21 protein-coding genes and 1 tRNA gene are annotated in these 22835 nt (G+C 66.1%); 13 read left to right on the top strand and 9 right to left on the bottom strand.

What is annotated here, in order from left to right; all coding sequences use genetic code 11:
- The 6 genes from murJ to rplU all read right to left on the bottom strand — a co-directional run bounded on the left by murJ (nt 1) and on the right by rplU (nt 5468).
- The gene (gene murJ, locus AC3AYF_RS02740) at nt 1-1623 is read right to left on the bottom strand and encodes a murein biosynthesis integral membrane protein MurJ (protein WP_295036669.1); all 1623 of its coding nucleotides are present in this window, start codon (nt 1621-1623) and stop codon (nt 1-3) included.
- Nucleotides 1624-1874: 251 nt separating this feature from the next.
- Nucleotides 1875-2141: a 30S ribosomal protein S20 gene (gene rpsT, locus AC3AYF_RS02735; protein WP_295036667.1), complete on the bottom strand. Its 267-nt coding sequence runs from the start codon at nt 2139-2141 to the stop codon at nt 1875-1877.
- A 245-nt stretch (nt 2142-2386) separates the two neighbouring features.
- Complete coding sequence (gene proB, locus AC3AYF_RS02730; RefSeq protein WP_295036666.1) at nt 2387-3523, bottom strand: glutamate 5-kinase; 1137 nt, start codon at nt 3521-3523, stop codon at nt 2387-2389.
- A gap of 38 nt (nt 3524-3561) precedes the next feature.
- Nucleotides 3562-4758 (bottom strand): GTPase ObgE, encoded by a 1197-nt coding sequence (obgE, locus tag AC3AYF_RS02725; RefSeq protein ID WP_295036664.1) that lies wholly within the window; start codon nt 4756-4758, stop codon nt 3562-3564.
- A gap of 108 nt (nt 4759-4866) precedes the next feature.
- Complete coding sequence (rpmA, locus tag AC3AYF_RS02720; protein WP_110603387.1) at nt 4867-5124, bottom strand: 50S ribosomal protein L27; 258 nt, start codon at nt 5122-5124, stop codon at nt 4867-4869.
- 32 nt (nt 5125-5156) lie between these two features.
- Nucleotides 5157-5468 (bottom strand): 50S ribosomal protein L21, encoded by a 312-nt coding sequence (gene rplU, locus AC3AYF_RS02715; protein WP_071230753.1) that lies wholly within the window; start codon nt 5466-5468, stop codon nt 5157-5159.
- Between the two features lie 345 nt (nt 5469-5813).
- On the opposite strand from rplU, the gene ispB reads away from it, so the two are divergent.
- From ispB to AC3AYF_RS02695, 4 genes are all read left to right on the top strand, one after another.
- Nucleotides 5814-6788: an octaprenyl diphosphate synthase gene (ispB, locus tag AC3AYF_RS02710; RefSeq protein ID WP_295036661.1), complete on the top strand. Its 975-nt coding sequence runs from the start codon at nt 5814-5816 to the stop codon at nt 6786-6788.
- A gap of 92 nt (nt 6789-6880) precedes the next feature.
- A tRNA-Pro gene (locus AC3AYF_RS02705) sits at nt 6881-6957 on the top strand.
- Nucleotides 6958-7331: 374 nt separating this feature from the next.
- Nucleotides 7332-7673: a hypothetical protein gene (locus tag AC3AYF_RS02700; RefSeq protein WP_295036659.1), complete on the top strand. Its 342-nt coding sequence runs from the start codon at nt 7332-7334 to the stop codon at nt 7671-7673.
- A 225-nt stretch (nt 7674-7898) separates the two neighbouring features.
- A complete protein-coding gene (locus AC3AYF_RS02695; RefSeq protein ID WP_295036658.1) occupies nt 7899-8648 on the top strand; it encodes a hypothetical protein in 750 nt (249 codons plus the stop codon).
- A gap of 48 nt (nt 8649-8696) precedes the next feature.
- On the opposite strand, the gene AC3AYF_RS02690 is transcribed toward AC3AYF_RS02695, so the two are convergent.
- Nucleotides 8697-8924 (bottom strand): hypothetical protein, encoded by a 228-nt coding sequence (locus AC3AYF_RS02690; RefSeq protein WP_295036657.1) that lies wholly within the window; start codon nt 8922-8924, stop codon nt 8697-8699.
- 153 nt (nt 8925-9077) lie between these two features.
- Here AC3AYF_RS02690 and rapA point away from each other — a divergent pair, with 153 nt between their 5' ends.
- Nucleotides 9078-12029 carry an RNA polymerase-associated protein RapA gene (rapA, locus tag AC3AYF_RS02685; RefSeq protein ID WP_295036655.1) on the top strand — a complete coding sequence of 984 codons (2952 nt, stop codon included), beginning with the start codon at nt 9078-9080 and terminating at the stop codon, nt 12027-12029.
- 46 nt (nt 12030-12075) lie between these two features.
- Here rapA and AC3AYF_RS02680 read toward each other — a convergent pair whose 3' ends face one another.
- Entirely contained in the window at nt 12076-12981 is a 906-nt protein-coding gene (locus AC3AYF_RS02680; protein WP_295036654.1) for a TIGR01777 family oxidoreductase, read from the bottom strand.
- Nucleotides 12982-13582: 601 nt separating this feature from the next.
- On the opposite strand from AC3AYF_RS02680, the gene AC3AYF_RS02675 reads away from it, so the two are divergent.
- From AC3AYF_RS02675 to AC3AYF_RS02640, 8 genes are all read left to right on the top strand, one after another.
- The gene (locus tag AC3AYF_RS02675) at nt 13583-14500 is read left to right on the top strand and encodes a MerR family transcriptional regulator (RefSeq protein ID WP_295036652.1); all 918 of its coding nucleotides are present in this window, start codon (nt 13583-13585) and stop codon (nt 14498-14500) included.
- 105 nt (nt 14501-14605) lie between these two features.
- Nucleotides 14606-16042 (top strand): deoxyribodipyrimidine photo-lyase, encoded by a 1437-nt coding sequence (gene phrB / locus AC3AYF_RS02670; protein ID WP_295036651.1) that lies wholly within the window; start codon nt 14606-14608, stop codon nt 16040-16042.
- Nucleotides 16043-16096: 54 nt separating this feature from the next.
- The gene (locus AC3AYF_RS02665) at nt 16097-16537 is read left to right on the top strand and encodes a nuclear transport factor 2 family protein (protein ID WP_295036649.1); all 441 of its coding nucleotides are present in this window, start codon (nt 16097-16099) and stop codon (nt 16535-16537) included.
- A 58-nt stretch (nt 16538-16595) separates the two neighbouring features.
- Nucleotides 16596-17384, top strand: coding sequence for an SDR family NAD(P)-dependent oxidoreductase (locus AC3AYF_RS02660; protein ID WP_295036646.1), 789 nt, complete (start codon nt 16596-16598; stop codon nt 17382-17384).
- Nucleotides 17381-18715, top strand: coding sequence for an NAD(P)/FAD-dependent oxidoreductase (locus tag AC3AYF_RS02655; RefSeq protein WP_295036644.1), 1335 nt, complete (start codon nt 17381-17383; stop codon nt 18713-18715). The genes AC3AYF_RS02660 and AC3AYF_RS02655 overlap by 4 nt, the downstream gene beginning before the upstream one ends.
- Complete coding sequence (locus AC3AYF_RS02650; RefSeq protein ID WP_295036642.1) at nt 18712-19476, top strand: DUF1365 domain-containing protein; 765 nt, start codon at nt 18712-18714, stop codon at nt 19474-19476. The genes AC3AYF_RS02655 and AC3AYF_RS02650 overlap by 4 nt, the downstream gene beginning before the upstream one ends.
- Nucleotides 19473-20750, top strand: a complete 1278-nt coding sequence (locus AC3AYF_RS02645) for an SAM-dependent methyltransferase (protein ID WP_295036640.1) — start codon at nt 19473-19475, stop codon at nt 20748-20750. Before AC3AYF_RS02650 ends, AC3AYF_RS02645 begins: the two co-directional genes overlap by 4 nt.
- A gap of 10 nt (nt 20751-20760) precedes the next feature.
- A complete protein-coding gene (locus AC3AYF_RS02640) occupies nt 20761-21303 on the top strand; it encodes a DUF2878 domain-containing protein (protein WP_295036638.1) in 543 nt (180 codons plus the stop codon).
- Here the strand turns inward: AC3AYF_RS02640 and AC3AYF_RS02635 are convergent.
- Nucleotides 21294-22835, bottom strand: a 1542-nt coding sequence (locus AC3AYF_RS02635) for a putative bifunctional diguanylate cyclase/phosphodiesterase (protein WP_487779371.1), incomplete at its 5' end; no start/stop codon positions are given. The genes AC3AYF_RS02640 and AC3AYF_RS02635 overlap by 10 nt on opposite strands.

Here is a 22835-nt window from a genome sequence, read left to right as displayed (position 1 = left end):
TCAGCCGTGCAGGCGGAAGTCTCTCAGACGGATGCCGCTGAGCGCCAGCCAGCCAAAATAGATGACCGAGCCGCCGATCACCAGTGCCGTCAGAACCCCGGCGCGATGCAGCGCGCTCCAGGTCACCCAGGTGTGCCAGTCCGGCGAGAACCACCACAGCGCGGCCCCCATCAGCAGGCAGCCGCCGACGACCTGAATGGCGTAACGCCCCCAGCCGGGCTGGAATCTCAACACGCCCTGACGGCGCAGTCCCACCCCCAGCAGCCCGGCATTGAGAAACGCCGACAGTGCCGTGGCCAGCGCCAGCCCGGCATGCGCCAGCGGCACGATCAGTACCAGGTTCATGACCATGTTGGCGAACATCGCCACGATGCCGATCTTGACCGGCGTCTTGGTGTCCTGGCGGGCAAAGTAGCCCGGCGCCAGCACCTTGATCAGCATGAACGCCAGCAGCCCCAATGCATAGGCCCGCAGGCTGCGCGCGGCCATGACCACATCGTGGTCGGTCATCGCGCCGTAGTGGAACAGGCTGACCAGCAGCGGTTCGGCCAGCAGTATCAGCGCCAGCGCGGCCGGCAGCCCGATCAGCAGCACCATCCGCAACGCCCAGTCCAGCATGCGCGCGAAATGTTCCCGGGATTCGTCGGCATGGCGCTTGGAGAGCGCCGGCAGAATCACCGTGGCGATGGCGATCCCGAACACCCCCAGCGGCAACTCCACCAGCCGATCGGAGTAGTAGAGCCAGGAGACACTGCCGGAGACCAAAAACGATGCCAGCACCGTATCCAGCAGCAGGTTGATCTGCGAGACGGAGACCCCGAACAGCGCCGGGGTCATCAAGCGCAGAATGCGCCGGACGCCGGGATGCCTGAACCGCGCTCGCGGACGCGGCATCAGCCCCAGCCGGGCCAGAAACGGAAGCTGGAACAGCAGCTGGGCCGCACCGGCGATCAGCACCCCCCAGGCCAGCCCCATGGCCGGATCGTCCATCCAGGGAGTCAGCCACAGCGCCGCACCGATCATGCAGACGTTGAGCAGCACCGGCGTAAAAGCGGGTATCGCGAAGCGTTCCCAGGTGTTGAGCACGCTGCCGGCAAAGGCCGTCAGCGAGATCAGCAATAGATAGGGAAAGGTCAATCGCAGCATGTCGGCGGTCAGGGCCAGCTTGCCGGGATCCGCCTTGAAGCCGGGAGCGAAGAGCCATACCAGCCATGGCGCGGCGGCGATGGCCAGCGCGGTGATCAGCGCCAGTACCACGCTGAGGCTGCCGGAGACGGCGTCGAGCAGCTCGCGAACCTCGGCCCGGGTGCGCCGGGTGGCGTACTCCGAGAGCACCGGTACGAAAGCCTGGTTGAATGCCCCTTCTGCGAACAGGCGGCGCATGAAGTTGGGAATCTTGAACGCCACGAAAAACGCGTCCGCACCGCTACCGGCGCCCAGCAGCGCGGCGATCACCACATCTCTCGCCAGGCCGAGCACGCGTGACAGCAGCGTCATCGTGCTGACGACCATGCCGGAGCGCAGCAGGCCGCGGCGCGAAACCGGGGTCGCGGTCCCCGCCTCCACCGCGTCGGCCGCCGTCGCCTTGTCCGCCGTCTCTTCCGCAGGTCCGTGTTCGCTCATGACGCGCCGTCACTCACTCCAGGAAATCTCTCATCGCGCGCTTCGCTGCCCCTGTGGCGATCTCGAATCGGTGCTCTCGAGATCCTGGCTTCGGTGCCGCGACCTCGACGCCCGTGTCACGAAAGGCGGCCACAAAAAATCGCCGGGAGCGATTTCTGGCGTCGCGCAGCGAGGGCCAGCAGGGTGGCCGCCATGGATGGCAGGCCACAAAAAAACCGGCCGAAGCCGGTTTTTCGTCAAGCGCGTCCGGCTCAGGCAGCCAGCGCCTTAATTCGCTTGTTCAGGCGACTCTTGATGCGCGCGGCCTTCTTCTTGGACAGGGCGTCCTTGTCGGCGATGCGATCGATGACCGGCTGAGCGGCCTTGAACTCGGTGTTCGCCTGCGCCTGATCGCCAGACTGGATAGCCTTGATCACACGCTTGATATAGGTACGAACCATGGAACGCTGACTAGCGTTGAGCTTGCGGCGGTCTTCCGCCTGACGTGCGCGCTTGCGCGCCTGCTTGGTATTCGCCACCGTCGACTCCTTGGAGATGTTGACAGTCAATTCTGTAAGTTAAATCACCCAGGACAGCCTCGAAACCGCTTCAGGCAACCCTGAATGATTCGGCCGAATGTTCGATGGCCCCCAAATCGGGAAGCGTCTCGGAGCCATCTTAGACTGCGATTCAGGCAGTCTTAACGGGCCATGTCTGAGAGGATGCGGGATTCTATCACAGGGCACATGGGGTATCCAGCAGCAACTGACAATTCCGGATCGTTTCAGATCACCACCAGATTGTCGCGGTGAATCAACTCCGGCGCTTCCATGTAGCCCAGGATCTCGGCGATGCGCCGGCTGGGTTGTCCCACGAGCCGAGCAGCGTCGGCGCTTGAGTAATTGACCAACCCCTTGGCCACTCGCACGCCTCGCTCGTCGACACACACCACCATGTCTCCGCGTCGAAAGGCGCCCTCCACCTGCTTGACCCCCACCGGCAACAGGCTCGATCCCTGGCCACGCAGCACCTTGACCGCACCGGCATCCAGGGTCAACGTGCCGCGCACCTGCAGCTGTCCGGCAAGCCAGCGCTTGCGAGCCGCCAGCGGCGCGTGATCGGGGTAGAGCAGTGTTCCCAGCGACGCGCCCTCGAGCAGCCGGGTCAGCACCGCCGGCTGGCGCCCGCTGGCGATCGCGGTGACCGCGCCTGACCGCGCCGCCAGGCGTGCCGCCCGCAACTTGGTCGCCATGCCGCCTCGGCCCAGCAGACCCCCGCCACCGGCGACCGCATCGAGGCCGGGATCGTCCGCCCGGGCCTCGTCGATCAGCCTGGCATCGGCGTTGTGACGCGGGTCGGCGTCGAACAGCCCCTCCTGGTCGGTGAGAATCAGCAGCGCATCGGCCTCGAGCAGGTTGGCGACGAGCGCGCCCAGGGTGTCGTTGTCGCCGAAGCGGATCTCGTCGGTGACGACGGTATCGTTCTCGTTGATCACCGGGATCACGTCGAGCTGCACCAGGGTACGCAGGGCGGAGCGCGCATTCAGATAGCGCTTGCGATTGGAGAGATCGTCGTGGGTCAGCAGCACCTGGGCACTGCGCAGGCCATGGCGGGCGAAATGCGTTTCGTAGCACTGGGACAGCCCGCTCTGGCCGACGGCAGCGGCAGCCTGCAGCTCGTGCACGGAGGTCGGCCGCACGTGCCAGCCCAGCCTGACCATGCCCTCGGCGATGGAGCCGGAGGAGACCAGCACCACCTCGACGCCGAGACGATGCAGCTCCGCCATCTGGTCGACCCAGCCACCGATGGCCGCGTCGTCGAGCCCGCGCCCATCGTTGGTCAGCAGCGCGCTGCCGATCTTGACCACGACCCGCTTCGCGCCTTCGAGGACACCGCGCCCCATACGTTCATCCGTCGCCATCTCACTCTCCGCCCGACATGCCCCGACCCACGGTTGGCTCAACGCGTGTATTCCACCTCGACGTCATGATCGTCGTCGTCGTCATCGTCGAACTCCTCGACGACTTCGCCACGCTTGACCCGCAGACGGGTCTGGTGCGCTTCCACCCGCTCCACCGATTCGGCCTCCATGCGCCGGCGCATCTCGCGCTCGCGCTCCGCGGCCTCTTCGTCGTCGTTCTCCAGCTGCCGCTGCTCGGTGAGCCAGCGGTGCGCCGCCTGAACCAGTTCGCCAGTGCCGTCGCTGGAGATCGCCGAAATCCGGAACACCGGCCCCTGCCAGTCGAGCCGCGAGACGATATCCGCCACCCGCGCTTCACGCTCCTCCGCCGGCAGCAGATCGAGCTTGTTGACCACCAGCCAGCGCGGCAGCTCCGCCAGCGTTGGCGAGAACTGCGACAGCTCCCGGGCGATCGCCTCGACCGCCGCAACCGGATCGGACTCGTCGAACGGTGCGGCATCGACCACATGCAGCAGCAGCCGCGTGCGGGTGAGGTGCTTGAGAAAGCGCAGCCCGAGCCCGGCGCCATCCGAGGCCCCTTCGATCAGCCCGGGGACGTCCGCCATCACGAAGTGCTCGTGCGTGCCGAGCTTGACCACCCCCAGGTTGGGCACCAGCGTGGTGAAGGGGTAGTTGGCCACCTTCGGCTTGGCCGCGGAGACCGCCCGGATCAAGGTGGACTTGCCGGCGTTGGGCATGCCCAGCAGGCCCACGTCGGCCATCACCTTCATCTCCAGGCGCAGCTTGCGCCGCTCGCCGTCGGTGCCGGGCGTGGTCCGGCGCGGCGAGCGATTGGTCGAGGACTTGAAATGAATGTTGCCAAGTCCACGACGCCCGCCCTGTGCCACCAGAACCACCTGGCCCTCGGCGGTGACGTCGGCAATCACCTCGAGGGTGTCCTCGTCGATCACCGTGGTACCCACCGGCACCTTGACGTGCAGGTCGTCGCCGGCCTTGCCGCTCATCTGGCGACCCTGCCCCTGCTGGCCGCTCTGCGCCTTGTAGAAGCGCTGGAACTTGAAGTCGATCAGGGTATTCAGCGACTCGTCGCCGATCAGGTAGACATTGCCGCCATGGCCGCCGTCACCGCCATCGGGGCCGCCCTTGGGCACATACTTTTCGCGCCGGAAGCTAAGGCAGCCGTTACCGCCCCTGCCGGCTTCGACGGTGATCGAGGTTTCATCGACGAACTGCATGTCACTCTCCCGGCGGCGAGCGCCGCGCGCGTGGATACCGCATGATATTGCCGCAATAACGAAAAAGCCCCGCCTGAGCGGGGCTTTTCATACAAGGTCCGTGACGTCTCAGGCGGAGACTACACTCACGAACTTGCGGTTTCTCGGGCCTTTCTGCTCGAACTTGATGACGCCGTCATTCAGTGCGAACAGCGTGTGGTCCTTGCCGATACCCACACCGCTACCCGGATGGAACTTGGTGCCGCGCTGACGGACGATGATGTTGCCGGCCGTAGCCTTCTGTCCACCGTACAGCTTGACACCCAGGCGTTTGGATTCGGAATCGCGACCGTTGCGCGTACTACCGGCGGCCTTCTTATGAGCCATGGCGAATACCTCTCTCTGGGGGAATGTCCCGCTTAAGCGGAGATTCCGGTGATCTTGACTTCAGTGAACCACTGGCGGTGGCCCTGACGCTTCATGTGATGCTTGCGGCGGCGGAACTTGATGATCTGCACCTTGTCGCCGCGGCCGTGAGAAACGATCTCAGCGGACACCTTGGCGCCGCCGACCAACGGAGCGCCGACCTTGATGTCGTCACCGTCGGCGACCAGCAGGACCTGGTCGAATTCCAGGGTCTCGCCGGTCGGCACTTCCAGCTTCTCGAGCTTGAGTGTCTGACCTTCCTGCACGCGGTATTGCTTACCGCCACTCTTGATAACAGCGTACATAACTCTTTCTCCAGGGCTTTTGGAGCCTAAGCTCGTCGGCCAAGCTCATCGGTACGGATCGCTCTTTCATCGACCTGCGTCGAGTGGTGCCCCTTCCGGCAACCATCTGACAGGGAGCATGATGAGTTGGGCGGCGGATTATAACGATTGCAGCCAAACCAGGCAAGCCTTTGCGGTGCCGACGCGCTACTGACATCCACCGATGCCGGCGCCGGCGCGAAACGCGGGTCCGTCGCCGCGCCTCGTCGGTTGACGCACCTGTAGGCGCCACCTAGCATACCCCCTCACATCGCCTCTCTCGGCCCGACTCAGAGCGGCCCCACCCGATTCATTGACAAGCCGACCATGCAATCCAACGCTGCATCCATCCATGCATCGGTGGCTGAGGACTTCGCCGCCGTCAATCGTACGATTCTCGATCAGTTGGCGTCGCGAATCCCGCTGGTCGAGACCATCGGCCAGTACATCATCGAGAGTGGCGGCAAGCGGCTGCGCCCGTTACTGGTGCTCCTGGCAGCGCGCGCGCTGGACTACCCCGGTGACAAGCACATCCCCCTGGCGACCCTGATCGAGTTCATGCACACCTCCACGCTGCTGCACGACGACGTCGTCGACGAGTCCAGCCGGCGGCGCGGCAAGGCTACCGCCAACGACACCTGGGGCAATGCGCCGTCGGTGCTGGTCGGCGACTTTCTCTACTCGCGCTCGTTCCAGATGATGGTCGAGGTCGGGTCGATGCGGATCATGCAGGTACTCTCCAGCGCCACCTGCGTGATCGCCGAGGGCGAAGTCCAGCAGTTGACCAATATCGGCAATGCCGACATCGAGGAGTCGGATTACTTCGATACCATTCAGGGCAAGACGGCCATGCTGTTCGAGGCGGCTTCCCACAGCGGCGCCATTCTCGCCGACGCCAATGCCGAGCAGGAGCAGGCGCTGCAGCTCTACGGCCGTTACCTGGGGCTCGCGTTCCAACTGGTCGACGACCTGCTCGACTACCAGGGTGACGCCGACACCATGGGCAAGAACGTGGGCGACGATCTCGCCGAGGGCAAACCGACGTTGCCGCTGATCCACGCCATGCGCGAAGGGACGCAGGAGCAGTCCGAGCTGATCCGCCAGGCGATCACCGACGGAGGCCTGGAACGGCTGGCGGACGTGCTGGCGATCGTGCGCGAAACCGGCGCGCTCGACTACACCCAGCGTCGCGCCGAGGAGATGGCCGAGAAGGCCCGTGCACAGCTGGAGATCCTGCCGCCAAGCCCTTATCGCGACAGCATGGAAACACTGACGCGGGTGGCCGTCGAGCGTGACGTCTAAAAGGCAGCGCGATCGGGGTTGCACCACGCCCTTCGATGAGTATAATTCACCTCCGTCGAACAGCCCCAAACGGCACGAATCGACGATTTGATCGGAATATAGCTCAGCTTGGTAGAGCGCTGCCTTCGGGAGGCAGAGGTCGTAGGTTCGAATCCTGCTATTCCGACCACCGTATTGCGAAACGCCCGTTCAGGCCCTGCCTGGCGGGCGTTTTTACGTCTGGCCCGGCGTGGCCGTCCAGCCTCGACCGCAACGCTCCGCGCAGCGCCTCTTGCGCCCCGGCCGCGTCTCGCGCGTAAGCGCTCGACCGCCGGCCCCACCTAAGAAGCATGGGCAAGCGTGGCCACACTCCCTAAAGTGGTACAGGAGAGGGATAGAGGAAGCTCTCCGGAAGGCCTCGGGGAACCCCAGCCTGGACAGGGTGGCGCCGAGTCGAACACGCCTGCGCCTTGCGGAGACGTCGATCGGGCCGAATCCCGCCTCTCGCCACCAGCGCTTGCCAGGGGCCTGTCCGCTACAGGCATGCCCGCCAGGAGAATTCTCATGTTCACATGGCTTCGCACCACCACCATCACGCTCTGTCTTGCCTTGGCCAGCGTCGCCCAGGCCAGCGCACAGGAGAGCGAGCCACCGCCCCCCTGGCCGGCGAAAGCCATCGAGGCGTCCCAGGCCCAGTGCCGCGCCAATATCACCGCCAGTGGCATCGAAGGGCCCAAGGTCGAGCGCTACTGCGAATGCGCCACCAAGGCCCTGCAGGCGCGTTTTTCCGCCGCGGAGGTCCGCAAGATGCAACGCGACTACGATCCAGGCGATCGCGAAGACAGCCGCCCCCCAGAGCTCGACAAGACCCTCGACCAGTGCTCGCCGGTCCTCGAGTCCCAGTAAACGTTGCCTTTGTTCGCCTCCCGCATCCGCGATGCGATTGCTGCAGCCAGAGGAGCGAGCCTCGCGGGCCCACCCGAGCCGCCAGCGTGCTATCGGGCGGCGGCTTGGGCGGCGATGCCCCCACGGACGCGGGTGCTTGACAATTCCTCGCGATCGACTGAACTCCAGATAGCGGCTTTCTCAGAAAACTTAGCCGCCCCACGATTCGCAAGGAGAAGGATTCTCATGCCAGCCATCACCGCAACTCGCGCGCTTCGCATGGCGTTGTTCGGCCTGACCGTCGGCTGTTTCGCCGCCAGCGCCCTGGCGGCACAGAACATCCCCAACAACCTGCGCGGCACCATTACCGCCGTCAGCGACGACGGCATCACCGTCGAGTCCATCACCGACGGCAGCAGCCACCGGGTGACCATCGGCGATGACACCCGACTCGCCGCCGTCAGCAAGAGCAGCCTCGACGAAATAGAAGAAGGAACGTTCATCGGCACCGCCAACCTGCCCGGCGAGGACGGGCAGCCGGCGAAAGCGCTGGAGATGGTGATCTTCCCGGAATCGATGAAAGGCACCGGTGAAGGCGACTACCCCTGGGATATGCCGCGTGGCGCCACCGAGGGGGGATTCGGCGGTGAAAAACTGGGCGGCAGCGGCAGTGGCTCGACCATGACCAATGGTACCGTCAGTGCCACCGACGGCGGTGGCGAGATGGGCGGCGCCCCCGGCGGCTCGACCATGACCAACGGCACCGTGAACCGTGCCGCCGACGAAGACGGCATGATGACGCTGACCGTCGACTACGGCGATGGCAGCAAGCAGATTCGCGTGCCGAGCGATGTGCCCACCGTGAAGGTCAGCAAGGGCTCCATGGACGATCTCGAGCAGGGTGCGGCGGTCTTCGTCGCCGGAGACATCACCCAGGATCCGATCGAGGCCAAGGCGGTGATCGTCGGGCTCGACGGTACCGTGCCCCCGATGTGAACCACTGCCGCAGCCGGCCACGCCCCGCTGGCCGCTGACGAGACTCGCTCAGCCGTCGTCGCGCACCTCCTGCCGGCGACGCTCCCTGTTGCGCCGATAGCGCCGGACCAGCGCCAGCCAGCCGGCGGCAGCCAGCATCGCGGCAAGCGTCGCGCCCTGCCACGGTCTCGCGGCATCCCCCAGCACGGTCTCCAGCGTGATGATCAGGATGAACCCCGCCGCCTGGCTGGCGATCGCGATGCGCCGCAGGCCATCTCTTTGCCTTGTCCCCGCCATGCCCCCTCCTCGAGCCCTGGATGGACGCCGGCGCAGTGTAACGCCGTTGACCGGGCATGCCGAATCCTTCAATGCTTAAGGCCGACCCCGGTTTAGGCTAGAATGCGTCGCCCATTCGATCCGTTCCCGCAGCGTACACACGACCGAGGCACCATGAGCGATTTCTCTCCCGGCCAGCGTTGGATCAGCGACGGCGAAACCGAGCTCGGGCTCGGCACCATCCTCACCGTCGATGCACGCAGCGTTACCGTGCTGTTCACCGCCAGTCAGGAAACCCGCACCTATAGCGCCCGCCAGGCCCCATTGACCCGGGTGGTGTTCGGGCCCGGCGATCGCATCGATACCGCCGACGGCGGCCAACTGACCGTCGAGCGCATCGAGGAACGCGATGGGTGCGTGATCTATCATGGCCGGACCGACGACGGCGCGGCCGTGTCGCTCAGCGAAGCCAAGCTCTCCGACAGCATGCGTTTCCACCAGGCGCAGGACCGCCTGCTGACCGGACAGGTCGATCGCAACGACTGGTTCGAATTGCGCTACCGCTCGCTGCATCACCACCAGCGTATCGCCCGCAGTCCGGCGCTGGGGCTCGCGGGACCCCGTATCGATCTGATCCCGCACCAGCTGTACATCGCCGACGAGGTGTCACGGCGTCACGCGCCCCGCGTGCTGCTTGCCGACGAAGTCGGGCTGGGCAAGACCATCGAAGCCGGGCTGATCCTGCATCGCCTGCTGTTGACCGGACGCGTCGACCGCGCCCTGATCCTGGTGCCCTCCAGCCTGACCCATCAGTGGCTGATCGAACTGCTGCGCCGCTTCTCGCTTTCGGTCACCCTGCTGGACGAGGCCCAGAGCGAGGCATTCGACGAAGAGAACCCCTTCGAGAGCGGCCAGTGCATCCTGGCCAGCCAGGAGTGGCTATTCGCCAATCCCCATCGTCAGCGCCAGATCGAGGCGTGCCAGTGGGACCTGCTGATCGTCGACGAGGCACACCACCTCGACTGGTCGCCGCAGGCCGAGGGACCGGGCTATGCCTGCATCGAGAGACTCTCGGCGCGTATCGCGGGCCTGCTGCTGTTGACCGCGACGCCGGAGCAGATGGGACTGGAGAGCCATTTTGCCCGACTGCGCCTGCTCGACCCCGATCGCTACCACGACCTGGAGCGCTTTCGTGAAGAGGAGGCCGGCTACGCGGCCGTGGCGGCGGCGATCGAGGCGCTCGAGCGGCTGCCGGGCAACGCCGCCGACCGCGACCGCATCGGCGCCATCATCGATGACGGCGACAGTCGCGCGCTGCTCGAGACGCTGCTGGACAGCGAGAGCGATACCGGCCAGCGGGAGAGCGCGCGCCGCCAGCTGCGCGAACAGTTGCTGGACCGCCATGGCACCGGCCGCGTCATGTTCCGTAACAGCCGGCGCCATGTCGGGGGATTTCCCGAGCGCCACCTCCACGTCGCCTCGTTGTCGATGCCATCGGCCTATCGCGACCAGTTCCAGGAGCTGCGCGAGGGCAACGACCACTTTGCCGCCCGGCTGACCGCTGCCGACCTGAGTACGCACGAGGCTCGCCTCTATCCCGAAGCGGCCTACCGCGCCCTGCACGATGATGCGAACCACGATGAGGTCCAGTGGTGGCGATTCGATCCCCGGGTCGAATGGCTGATCGGCCAGCTCGAGACCCTGGGCAGCCAGCAGAAGGTCTTGGTGATCGCCCATCGGCGCCAGACCGCCGTGGATCTGGCCGAGGCGATGCGCGTGCGCGCCGGCGACCAGGCACCGGTCTTCCATGAAGAGATGAGCCTGGTCGAGCGCGATCGCGCCGCCGCCGCCTTCGCCGACGACGATAGCGGCTGCCAGTTGCTGATCTGCTCCGAGATCGGTTCCGAGGGGCGCAACTTCCAGTTCTGCCATCACCTGGTGATGTTCGACCTGCCGTGGCATCCCGATCTGCTGGAGCAGCGCATCGGACGACTCGACCGCATCGGCCAGCTGCACCCCATCGACATTCACGTCCCGGTGATCGAAGGCAGCCCCAGCGAAGCACTGCTGCGCTGGTATCGGGATGGTCTCGCCGCATTCGAGGCCCCGCACGCGGCGGGGGGCGACGTGCTCGAGGCTTTCGGCGACGCCTTGCGCGAGAGCCTCGACGACGGTGATGAGGACAGTGGCGGCCTGGACGCCCTGATCGAGGAGACCCGCACCTTCAACGACGCCCGCCTCGCCGAACGCGAAGCCGGTCGCAACCGGCTACTGGAGTGGAATGCGTGCCGCCCCGAGCGCGCCGATGCGGTAATCAGCACGGTGGTGGAGCAGGACAACGACAGCGCCCTGCCACGCTACGTCGATCAGGCGCTGGACGTCTTCGGCGTCGACAGCCGGGATCTCGGCAACGGGCTGATGCATCTCACGCCGGGCGCCCACATGATCGACAGCCTTCCCGGCCTGGCCCAGGGCGACGAGGGGTTCACCGTCACCTACTCGCGCGCAAGGGCGCTGGCACGCGACGACATCCAGCGTCTCTCCTGGGAACACCCGCTGGTGATGACCGTGATGGAGCGCGTGCTCGACTCCAGCCTCGGCAACACCGCGCTCGCCCTGCTCAAGCATCCCAGCATTCCCGGCGGCAGATTGATGCTCGAGCTGATCTACCGCACCCACTGCCCGGCTCCGCGCCGACTGCAGCTGGGACGCTTCCTGCCGGACACGGGTATTCGCGTCCTGCTCGACGAGAGCGGCGCCAACCTGTCGGACAAGGTCACGTTCAGCGGACTCTCCCGCAACCTTCAGCGGGTCAAGAAAGGCGTTGCCAGGGAACTGCTGAAGTCGCGTCACGACCAGTTGCGCAAGCTGCTGGTGGAAGGCGAGCGGGAGGCACAACGCGAACTGCCGACGCTGGTCGAGCGCGCGCAGCGAGAGATGCGGGAAACGCTGGACCTGGAACTCTCGCGGCTCAAGGCGTTATCGCGACACAACGGCGCCATTCGCGACGACGAAATGCGAGCGATGAGCGACGAGCGCCAAGCCCTCGATAGCGTCATCGAGAGCGCGTCGCTGCGTCTCGACGCGGTGCGGGTGATCGTCACCGTCGACAAGGACGCGCGATAGGCCCCGCCGAAGCTCTCTTGTCGAGGCGGCAATCGCCGCCCGCGGGTCAGCGTAAAACGATTGCCGCCAGCGCCTCGTCCAGGGTGGGGTAGCGGAAGGTGAAGCCGGCCTCCTGCAGCCGTTGCGGCCGCATGCGGGCGCCGGTCAGCAGCAGACGCGACATCTCTCCCAGCCCGAGCTTCAGCACCGGCGCGGGCACGCAGAGCGCCGTGGGACGATGCAGATGACGTCCCATGGCACGGGTGAACTCGGCATTGGTCACCGGATTGGGCGCCGAGCCGTTGAAAGCCCCGCTCAACGAGGATTCCGCGAGCAGGAACTCGATCGCGCCGACCAGGTCCTCACGATGGATCCACGGCATGTACTGTCGCCCGTCGCCAAGACGCCCCCCCAACCCCAACTTGAACGCCGGCATCAGCTTGGCCAGCGTGCCGCCGCCGGCATCCAGCACCAGCCCGGTGCGCAGGCAGGCGACTCTCACCCCGAACGCTTCGGCCTTGACGGCTTCCGCTTCCCAGGCCCGACACAGCCGATGGGCGAATTCATCGTGCGGCGGCGTCTCCTCGGTCACCTCGCGGTCGCCCTGATCGCCGTAGAATCCCATGGCCGAACCGGAGACGAGCACCTCAGGCGCCCGACCCTGCTGCGCCAGCTGCTCGCAAAGTGCGACGACATCCCGCGTTGCGTGACGTCGTGACTCGACCAGCCGGGTCTTCTGCGGATCGCTCCAGCGCCGGTCGGCGATCGGCTCGCCGGCCAGGTTGACGATGGCCTCGGGCGGGGTCGACGCGAAATCCGTGGCATCGTCGCCGATGCGGACGTCATGGGGAAGGCGCCGGCGAGCCCGCTCGGGGTCTCGGGAAATCACCATCACCTCGTGGCCGGCCGCCAGTGCCCGCTCGATCAACCGTCGCCCGACGAAGCCCGTGCCGCCAGTGATCAATAAACGCATGGCCGTTACTCCCGATCGTATCGGTGTTGTACAATATTCACAGGTTAGCACCCCCAACGCCTGCACGCGCCCATCGGTGTCAACCCGATCGTCCGGGAGCCAGCATGACCCGATCGGCCATGAGCCTCATGGGATTCGGTTGCAGCGATGCCCGCTGACGGCTGCCCAAGGTATCGCCCGGTTCGAGATCCTCGCTCTCGTGTCCACCACGGACGGGCATACGGCATTGGTCGAGGCACTCGCCGCCATGGTCGAGTCCCGACTGCAGGCGGGACGGGCTGCCATGTATTGCATTAATGTTGTACAAACCACTTGAACCGTACAATATATTCACCCATCCTTGGGCTATCGAGACTACATCCATCGTCTCGTCACGACTCGTCGAGGTCATCGACTGCGTGGCGACCGGCGCCCGACCCAGGTGGGGTGGCGGTGACAAGGCGTCAGGACTTTACCCGGCCGAACGCCATGGTGCGGCGGCGACAGATGATCGTAGCCGATGTCCTGAACCCTTCTGGCCCGCAGTAATGACTCGCTACATTGACATGGAACACCCCATTCGACGAGACGGCGCACGCAGAGACCTCGTGGGAGGACTTGCATGACTTACAAGGCAGTGGATTCCAGTGCCGCGCCGCTCTACCCGATTCGTGAAGTATCGCGACTCACTGGAGTCAATTCCGTCACATTGCGGGCCTGGGAGCGACGCTACGGCTTGATCCGCCCCCAGCGCACGCCGAAAGGCCACCGCCTCTACGGGCGCAACGACATCGAGCGCGTGGAGCGCATCCTGCAGTGGCTAAACCGGGGCGTCCCGGTCAGCCAGGTGCGCGAACTGCTCGACCAGCCGGAGACCGTCGAAACTCCCGCGCCCCAGATGGGGGACTGGGCCAGCCAGCGCCAGCACGTGATCCAGGCCGTGGAAGCGCTGGATACCGGGCGGCTCGAGGCGCTGTTCAACCAGAGCCTGTCGCTCTACCCGGTCGGGCTCTGTATCGCCGAGCTATGGCAGCCAGTGATCTCCCAACTGGAGGAGCGCTGGGGCGACCAATTCGGCGCGACACTTCAACGCCGGGTGCTGGAGTCGTTCCTGCGTACCCGTATCGGGACCCGGATCTACCACGCCAACCAGTTGAGCAACGCGGGGACCGTCCTGGTGGCGAGCCTGCCGGATGACAGCAGCGGATTCTGGTCCCTGCTGATGGGGCTGGCAGCCTCGGCCTCGGACTATCGGGTCCAGTTGATCGACGGGGAGGTGCCGTTGAGCGAGTTCCCGCTCGCCGTCGAACGCCTCGGTACACAGGCGCTGCTGCTCGCCAGCGGTCATGCCGAGCGCAGCGACGTCATCCGTCGCCAGCTCCCGCGCCTGGCGGAGCAGTGCGAAGCGCCGGTGTGCCTGGTGGGCCCCGTCGCCCGTATTCGCGCCAGCGACTTGGAGAACACCGCCGTCGCCGTGCTGGGAGAGGACATGAGCCAGGCGTTGAGCCGCATGCGAGCGATGATCGACGCAGGCATCTGAGTTCTGCGCCGACCGCGGCGGTGGCCGGCATGACGGGCGTGAAGCGCGGCAGCTCGCGGTGCAAGGATGCGCCGTCCATTTACCGGCAACAGGGAAGTAGTGCCCATGTCATCGACGCAACTGGTCTGGTTCCGCAACGACCTCAGAACCCTCGATCACTCCGCGTTGAGCGCGGCAGCCAGGAAGGGGCCGGTCGTCGGCATCTTCCTCGCCTGCAGGCGGCAGTGGCGAAGCCATGGGCATGGCGCCAACAAGATATCGTTCGTGCATCGTGGCGTCGTCGCGCTTCAGGACGAGTTGAAAGCGCTCAACATCCCACTGCTCTATCGCGACATCGACGATTTCGATGCGGCCCCCGGAACACTGCTGGAGGCGGCTCGTCGGCTCGACGCCCAGGCGCTCCATTTCAATCGCGAGTATCCCCTCGACGAGCAGCGGCGTGACGAGAAGGTGACCGACGAGTTCACGCGCGCGGGTCTCGCCGTCTTCGACTACACCGATCACATCGCCTTCGAGCCGGGCGAGCTGCTGACCGGGCAGGACGAGTACTACAAGGTCTTCACGCCGTTCTCCAGAGCCTGGCACCAACGCGTGGGCGCGGATCAACTGGCGTTGCGCGAAACGCCCCGGCGTCAGGCCAAGCTGGAAATCTCCAGCGACCGGATTCCGGCATTGCCGCGGCAGGACCGCTCCGATGTGGTCCCCCCCGCCCCCGCCGAGACGGAGGATCGCTCCTGGCCGGCAGGGCAGGAAGCCGCCGCCGACCGGCTGGCCAATTTTCTGCAGCAGCGGGCGCGTCGCTACGCTGAAGATCGCGACTTTCCCGCCATCGCCGGCACCAGTGAGCTCTCCGCCTATCTCTCCACCGGAATGATCTCCCACCGCCAGTGCCTGCAGGCGGTGATGGCCAATAACGGCGGTCATCTGGCCGATGGCGACGCTGGCCTGGCGAGCTGGACCAACGAACTGGTCTGGCGCGAGTTCTACCAGCATATCGTCGTCGGCTTTCCCCGCGTCTGCCGCCACCGGCCCTTCAAACTCGAAACCGACAAGTTGAACTGGCGCTACAGCGACAAGGAGTTCGAGGCGTGGTGCGAAGGTCGTACCGGCTTCCCGCTGGTCGATGCCGCGATGCGGCAACTGGTCGCCACCGGCTGGATGCACAACCGGCTGCGCATGGTGACGGCGATGTTCCTGAGCAAGCACCTGCTGCTCGACTGGCGTCGTGGCGAGGCGTTCTTCATGGAGCATCTGGTGGACGGCGATTTCGCCTCCAACAACGGCGGCTGGCAGTGGGCCGCATCGACCGGTACCGATGCCTCGCCCTACTTTCGGATCTTCAACCCGACGACCCAGTCCCGGCGCTTCGACCCGGAGGCGACCTTCATCGCCCATTGGCTTCCGGAGCTGGCCGATCTGCCGGCCAAGGCCCGCCATGAACCCAGCGCGGAACAGCGCCACAAGACCGGCTATCCCCAGGCGATCGTCGATCACAAGCGCGCCAGAGAGCGGGCGCTCGAGGCGTTCAAGAACCTCGGCTGATACCGGCGACACGGCATGCCGATGACAACGCCGATCACGATTCAGGGAGCCTCCATGACACCATCCGAAGCGCCAACCATCGAGTCACTGACGCACTTCTGCACCCTCTTCCAGCCGCTGACGTCCAGCCGCCTTCCCGCCCTCGCGGAGTGCTACAGCGACGATGTCGATTTCGCCGACCCCCTGCACCATCACGTCGGCCGCGACAATCTGATGGCCTATTACGCCGACCTGATGGAAGGCGTCCGCCACTGCCATTTCGAGTTTCACGACCGACAGCTGGTCGACGCCACCTGTTTTCTGACCTGGACCATGCAGTTGGCGCATCCAAGGTTGGATGGCGGACGTAACATCAACGTGGCCGGCTGCTCCCATCTTCAGTGGCAAGGTCAGCGGGTCTGCCGTCATCGCGATTACTTCGATGCAGGGGCCATGCTCTACGAACATCTGCCGGTGGTGGGATGGCTGGTCAAGGGCGTCAAGAAGCGGCTCTGATCCGAAGCGTCGGCAACCACTGGCGCCGAACGGTTTTTCACACCAACGAGGAAGGGTCATGGCGAGTCTCTCGGGAACCCGGCGGATCTGGCTGACGGGGGCGACATCGGGTATCGGCGAAGCCCTGGCCAAGCGGCTGCTCGGCGACGGTCATCGCGTCGCGTTGACCGCGCGTCGGGAAGATGCGCTGCGACAGCTGGCAGAGGGGCACGACAATGCCCTGGTGGTACCGGCCGATCTCACCGATCGTGACGCCACGCGTCGTGCCGGCAATGCCATCGACGACGTCTTTGGCGGTCTCGATATCGCCCTGCTCAATGCCGGCACCTGTGAATACCTGGATGTCGCCCGTTTCGACGTCGATCTGGTCGAACGCGTGTTCGCCACCAACTTTCAGGGCACGCTCCATGCCATCGACGCCGCGCTACCCCTGCTGCGCCAGGCCAGGGGCGGCGAACGACGGCCGATACTGGCGGGCGTTTCCAGTGCGGCCGCCTACCTGCCGCTGCCGCGCGCGGAAGCCTACGGCGCCTCCAAGGCGGCGATATCGCATTTCCTGGAGTCCCTGCGCCTCGACCTAGACGCCGAGTCGATCGACGTCAGCGTGATTCACCCGGGGTTCGTCAAGACACCGCTGACCGAGCGCAACGATTTCCCGATGCCGATGCAGATCGAAGTGGAGCAGGCCGCGAACTACATCATCGATGGCCTCGAGCGAGGTCGACTGGATATCCATTTCCCGCGTCGCTTCACGTTTCTGGTCAAGACGCTGGGTATCCTTCCCCCGGCACTGCGCCGGCGCTTCGGCCTGCGCATCGCCAACCGCCGCCGTGGAGAGTCGGCATGACCCAGCCCCCGCAGCGGATCGCGGTGATCGGCAGCGGCATCGCCGGCATGACCGCCGCCCACTATCTCTCCCGTCGCCATCAGGTCTCTCTGTTCGAGGCCGATTCACGCCTGGGTGGCCACACCGCGACCCTCGATGTCGACACCGGGACCGAACGACACGCGATCGATACCGGCTTCATCGTCTACAACGATCGCACCTATCCGCTCTTCGAGGCACTCATGGACTCGCTGGGCGTCCCGGGTCAGGCGACGGAGATGAGTTTCTCGGTCCACGAGAGCGGTCGCGACTTCGAATACAACGGCCACACCCTGACCAGCCTGTTCGCCCAGCGCCGCAACCTGTTGCGTCCGCGCTTCTACCGCCTGCTCAACGACATCGTCCGGTTCAACCGCCGGGCGACCCGCGACTTCCTGGCCGACCGCCTGTCGCCAACGCTGACCCTTGGCGACTACCTGGCCGGCGAGGATTACGGCGAAGATTTCCAGCGCCGCTACCTGCTGCCCATGGGTGGCGCGATCTGGTCCGCCAGCGAAGCCGGCATGCGCGACTTCCCCGCCCGCTTCTTCGTGCGCTTCTTCCATCACCACGGTCTGCTGTCGCTGACCGACCGCCCCCAGTGGCGCACCATCAAGGGAGGCTCCCGAACCTACATCGCCCCGCTCACCGAGCCCTATCGCGAACGCATCCATCTCTCGACCCCCGTGGTTGGACTGGCCCGGGACGACGGCGGCGTCAGCCTCCACACCGCCGCCGGTGAGCGACATTTCGATCAGGTGGTGTTCGCCTGCCACAGCGACCAGGCGCTGGCCATCCTGGGCGGCCAGGCGAGTCGCGCCGAGCGGGACGTGCTGGGCGCCATCGGCTATCGTCGCAACAGCGTCGTGCTGCACACCGACACCGGCATGCTGCCGCGCCGCCGCCGGGCCTGGGCGAGCTGGAACTATCGCCTCGACGGCCGCGATGCCGAAGCCTGCGTGCCCGTCACCTACAACATGAACATTCTCCAGCGGTTGAAAAGCGACACCACCTTCTGCGTGACGCTCAACGACGAGGAGAGCATCGACCCGGCCCGCGTGCTGGGCCGCCACGAGTACGCCCATCCTCAGTTCACGCTATCCGCGCAGCAGGCCCAGGCCCGCCACGGCGAGATATCCCGTGTCTCCCGGCGCACCCATTTCTGCGGCGCCTACTGGCGCAACGGTTTCCACGAAGACGGCGTATGGAGCGCGCTGCGTGTGGTCGAGGCGATCGACGGCAGCCAGCCGTCACCCGCGACGACGGCATCCCCAGCCGCATCCGATCGCCAGGCAGGGACGGTATGCCCTTGAGCGATGCCTGTCCCCACAGTCGTCTCGCCGTGGGCCAACTGCGCCACCGGCGCTTCCTGCCGCGCTGGCACGCCTTCGACTATCGCGTCTGGATGCTGTGGCTGGATCTCGATGAGCTGCCGGCGCTGCTGGCGAGGACGCCCGGCTTCGGCACGCGCCGCGGCGCCCTGGCCCGCTTTCGTCGCGAGGACTATCTGGCCCCGCACGATCTGCCGCTGTCGGATGCCGTCCGGGCGCGTCTCAGGGAGGAGCTGGGCAGCGCCCCGGACGGACCGATTCGTATGCTGAGCCAGATCCGGCTGTTCGGGATGCTGTTCAACCCGTTGACGCTCTATTACGCCTACGACCGGCAAGGCCAGCTGCAGGCCGTCCTGGGTGAAGTCACCAACACTCCATGGCGGGAGCGCCAGGTCTACGCCTGCCGGGTCGACCCGACACGCCACACCCAGCAAGCCGCGTTCGACAAGCGGTTGCACGTCTCGCCCTTCAATCCGATGGAGATGCGTTACCACTGGCGTTTCAACTCGCCGGAAGCGCGCCTGCTGATGCACATGGAGACATGGCACCAGGAGGCGCGTCATTTCGACGCCACGCTGACACTCACGCTCAAGCCCGCGACGCGAGCCGCGCTGGTGGCGGAGTTGGTCAAGCATCCCGGCATGACGCTCAAGACCATCGTCACCATTCACTGGCAGGCGCTCAGGCTCTGGCTCAAGCGCACGCCGATCCACGACCATCCCGGACGGGAGACTTCGTCATGACGGCCGCCCGATCATCCACCGCTCCTTCCACCCCGGACGCACCGAGGCTGTCGCGCTGGCTGCGTCCCCGCATGCTCAGGGCGCTGGACGACCTGGAGGGCGGCAGGCTGACGCTGCGTGAACGGGATAGCGTTCATCAGCTGGGACGTGGCGACGCCGGGCCGTCGACGGTCCACGTCGAGATCACCATCCATGACCCGGGCGTCTGGCGCCGCTTCGCCCTGGGCGGCACCGTCGGCGTCGCGGAAGCCTACATGGATGGCGCCTGGGAGGTCGACGACCTGGTCGGCCTGGTTCGCCTGTTCGCGCGCAATATCGAGCGCGTCAACGATGGCATGGAGAACGGCACCGCACGCCTGCGCCGCTGGGCGCTGACGGCGCTTCACACCCTCCAGCGCAATACCGCGCGGGGCTCGCGGCGCCATATCGCGGCCCACTACGACCTGGGCAACGAGCTGTTCGCGACGTTTCTGGATCGGGAGCACTGGATGTACTCGAGCGCGGTCTTCCCGCGTGCCGAGGCCACGCTGGAAGAGGCATCGACGCACAAGCTCGATGTCATTCTCGACAAGCTCGCCATCGAACCGCACCACCATCTGCTGGAGATCGGTACCGGGTGGGGCGGGCTGGCGATCCATGCGGCCCGAACGCGAGGTTGCCGGGTCACCACCACCACCATTTCGGAAGAGCAGTACGCCTTTACCGCCAGGCGCGTCGACGAGGCCGGACTGGCGGATCGGGTGACGCTGCTGAAGGAGGATTACCGGGACCTGGAGGGCCGCTTCGACCGGCTGGTCTCGGTGGAGATGGTGGAAGCCGTCGGCCACCAGTATCTGGGCACTTACTTCGCCTGTATCGACCGGCTGCTGAAGCCGGACGGCCTGGCGCTGCTCCAGTGCATCACCATTCGCGACCAGCGCTTCGAGACCGCCAAGCGCGAGATGGACTTCATCAAGCGCTATATCTTCCCGGGCGGTTTTCTGCCTTCCCACACGGCGCTGCTCAACGGCCTCAGCCGACACACCCAGCTCAACCTGCTCGACCTGGACGAGATCGGTCTGCACTACGCCCGCACGCTGCGGGAGTGGCGCCTGCGCTTCGAGTCCAGTCTCGACAAGGTGCGTGCGCTGGGCTACGACGAGCGCTTCATCCGCATGTGGCGCTACTATCTCTGTTACTGCGAAGGCGGGTTCCTGGAACGGACCATCGGCACCAGTCATCTGCTGCTGGCCAAGCCGGAGGCCAGGCGCGCACCGCTCACCGGCGGCGTGTAGCCACCGGCCCATGAAGGACGCGGCCCGCGGTGGAACGCTCGCCATCAATGCCCTGCTGTTTCAGGGCGGCTGGTTCCTCTGCGTGCTCGGCGGCTCGCTCTGGGCCATCGCCGCGACGCCACTCATCCTTCTCGTTCACTGGCGCTGGCTGGCGCGGCCGGGCGAGTGGCGCTGGTGGCTGGGGTTGTTGCTGGCCGGCATCGTCGTCGATGGCACTCTGGTAGCCGCCGGCGGCATCGAGATGGGAGGGGCGCTCCCCATCTGGCTATGGGCGCTCTGGCTGCTCTTCGCCACCACGCTCCATCACTGCCTGGCCTGGCTATGGCGCTACCGGGCCCTGGCGATCGCCTGCGGCGCCCTGGGCGGGCCGCTGAGCTATCTCTCGGGCGCGGCGCTGGCCGGGGTCGAGATTCGCCCTTGGGCGATCGGGGTCGAAGCGATCGTCTGGGCTAGCCTCTGCGGTGGCGTGGCGCAACATCTCGGCGGCCGACGAGCGAGCGGGCGCCGCCGACTGGCAAGCGAGTCGAACCGGGACGAAGCCGATCAGGAGTAGACGCTGGAGACCGATTGGCGCAGCCGCGCTTCGACCTCGCCGGCGGGTTGCGGTCGCGCATAGAGATATCCCTGTACGTGGCGACACCCTCTCGCCAGCAGGAAATCGCGCTGCTCGGCGGTCTCCACGCCCTCCGCGATGACATCCAGGTTCAGCCCCTGCGCCATCGCCAGCACCGCCGAGGTGATCGCCGCATCGGCGTGGTCATGCGGTAGCGCACGAATGAACTCGCGGTCGACCTTGAGCTTGTCGACCGGCAGACGCTTGAGGTAGGCCATCGACGAGTAGCCGGTCCCGAAGTCGTCGATGGCGATCTGCAGCCCTTCACGCCGCAGCGCTTCCAGCCGCGGCGAGATGTCGCCGGCGCGCTCGTCGAGAAGCACCGACTCGGTCAGTTCGAGGCCGAGCAGCCGCGCCGGTACCCGATACTGGTTCAGGGTGGAGATCAGGTGGGACTCGAGGGCGCCCTGGATCAGTTGCAGCGCCGACAGATTGACCCACACGGGCAGCACGTTCAGACCCTGGCTTCGCCAGGTCGCCAGTTGGGCCACCGCCTGATCGATGACCCAGCTGCCCAGCGCGGGCATCAGCCCGTGGCGCTCGGCCAGCGGAATGAATTCGCTGGGCAGGATCAGGCCATGCTCGGGATGGTGCCAGCGCAGCAACGCCTCCATCCCCACCATCCCGCCATCGTCGAGCCGATGCTGGGTCTGGTAGTAGAGTTCCAGTTGCGATCCCTGGGCCAGGGCCTGGCGCAGTTCGTTGAGGATGGTCAGGTGGCGGTCCGACTCGACTTCCAGCGAGGGGCGGAAGCGCCGGTCGTGGTTGCGCCCGTGTCGCTTGGCGCTGTAGAGGGCGGACTCGAGCCGCTGGAACAGGACGTTGGGATCGTTGCCATCCTCGGGCGCGCGGCAGCTGCCGATGGTCAATCCCAGGTGCAGCGAGTTGTCGTCGATCTCGAAGGGTTCGCTCAGGTGATGACGCAGGCTGGAGACCCACTTCTCGTGGTCGTCGAAGGTGGTGGTGCGGATGACCATGAACTCGTCGCCGCCCAGCCGCCCGACGATCCCGCCGGCCACCTGCGCGGCCAGCCGCTGGCCGAAGCGGGACAGCAGGCGATCCCCGCTATCGACGCCGAGAGTGTCGTTGATCGCCTTGAAGGCGTCGATATCGACCAGCGCCAGGTCCAGGCCTTCTCCCGCGCGCAAGTGGCGCAGGCGCGAGGCCAGCAGGTCGTGCAGCCGCCGCCGGTTGGGCAGGCCGGTCAGCGGATCCTCGAAGCCGATGCGACGCAGGTCCTGCTCGCGTGCCTTGTGGCGGCTGATATCGGTGAACAGCCCCACGTAGTGGGACACCCTGCCCTTGCGATCATGGCAGGCCTGGACCCGCAGCCACTCGGGGTACTGGTCGCCATGCTTGCGCTGGTTCCAGACTTCGCCCTCCCAGCGCCCGGTGGTCTTCAACGTCTGCCAGTAGCGGTCGTAGAAGGCCTTGTCGTGGCGCCCCGAGGAGAGGGAAGAGGGGTTGAGCCC

This window comes from Salinicola sp. (assembly GCF_982684285.1).
Note: the sequence above shows the minus strand (reverse complement) of the source record. Positions and strands in the feature narration are given on the sequence as shown.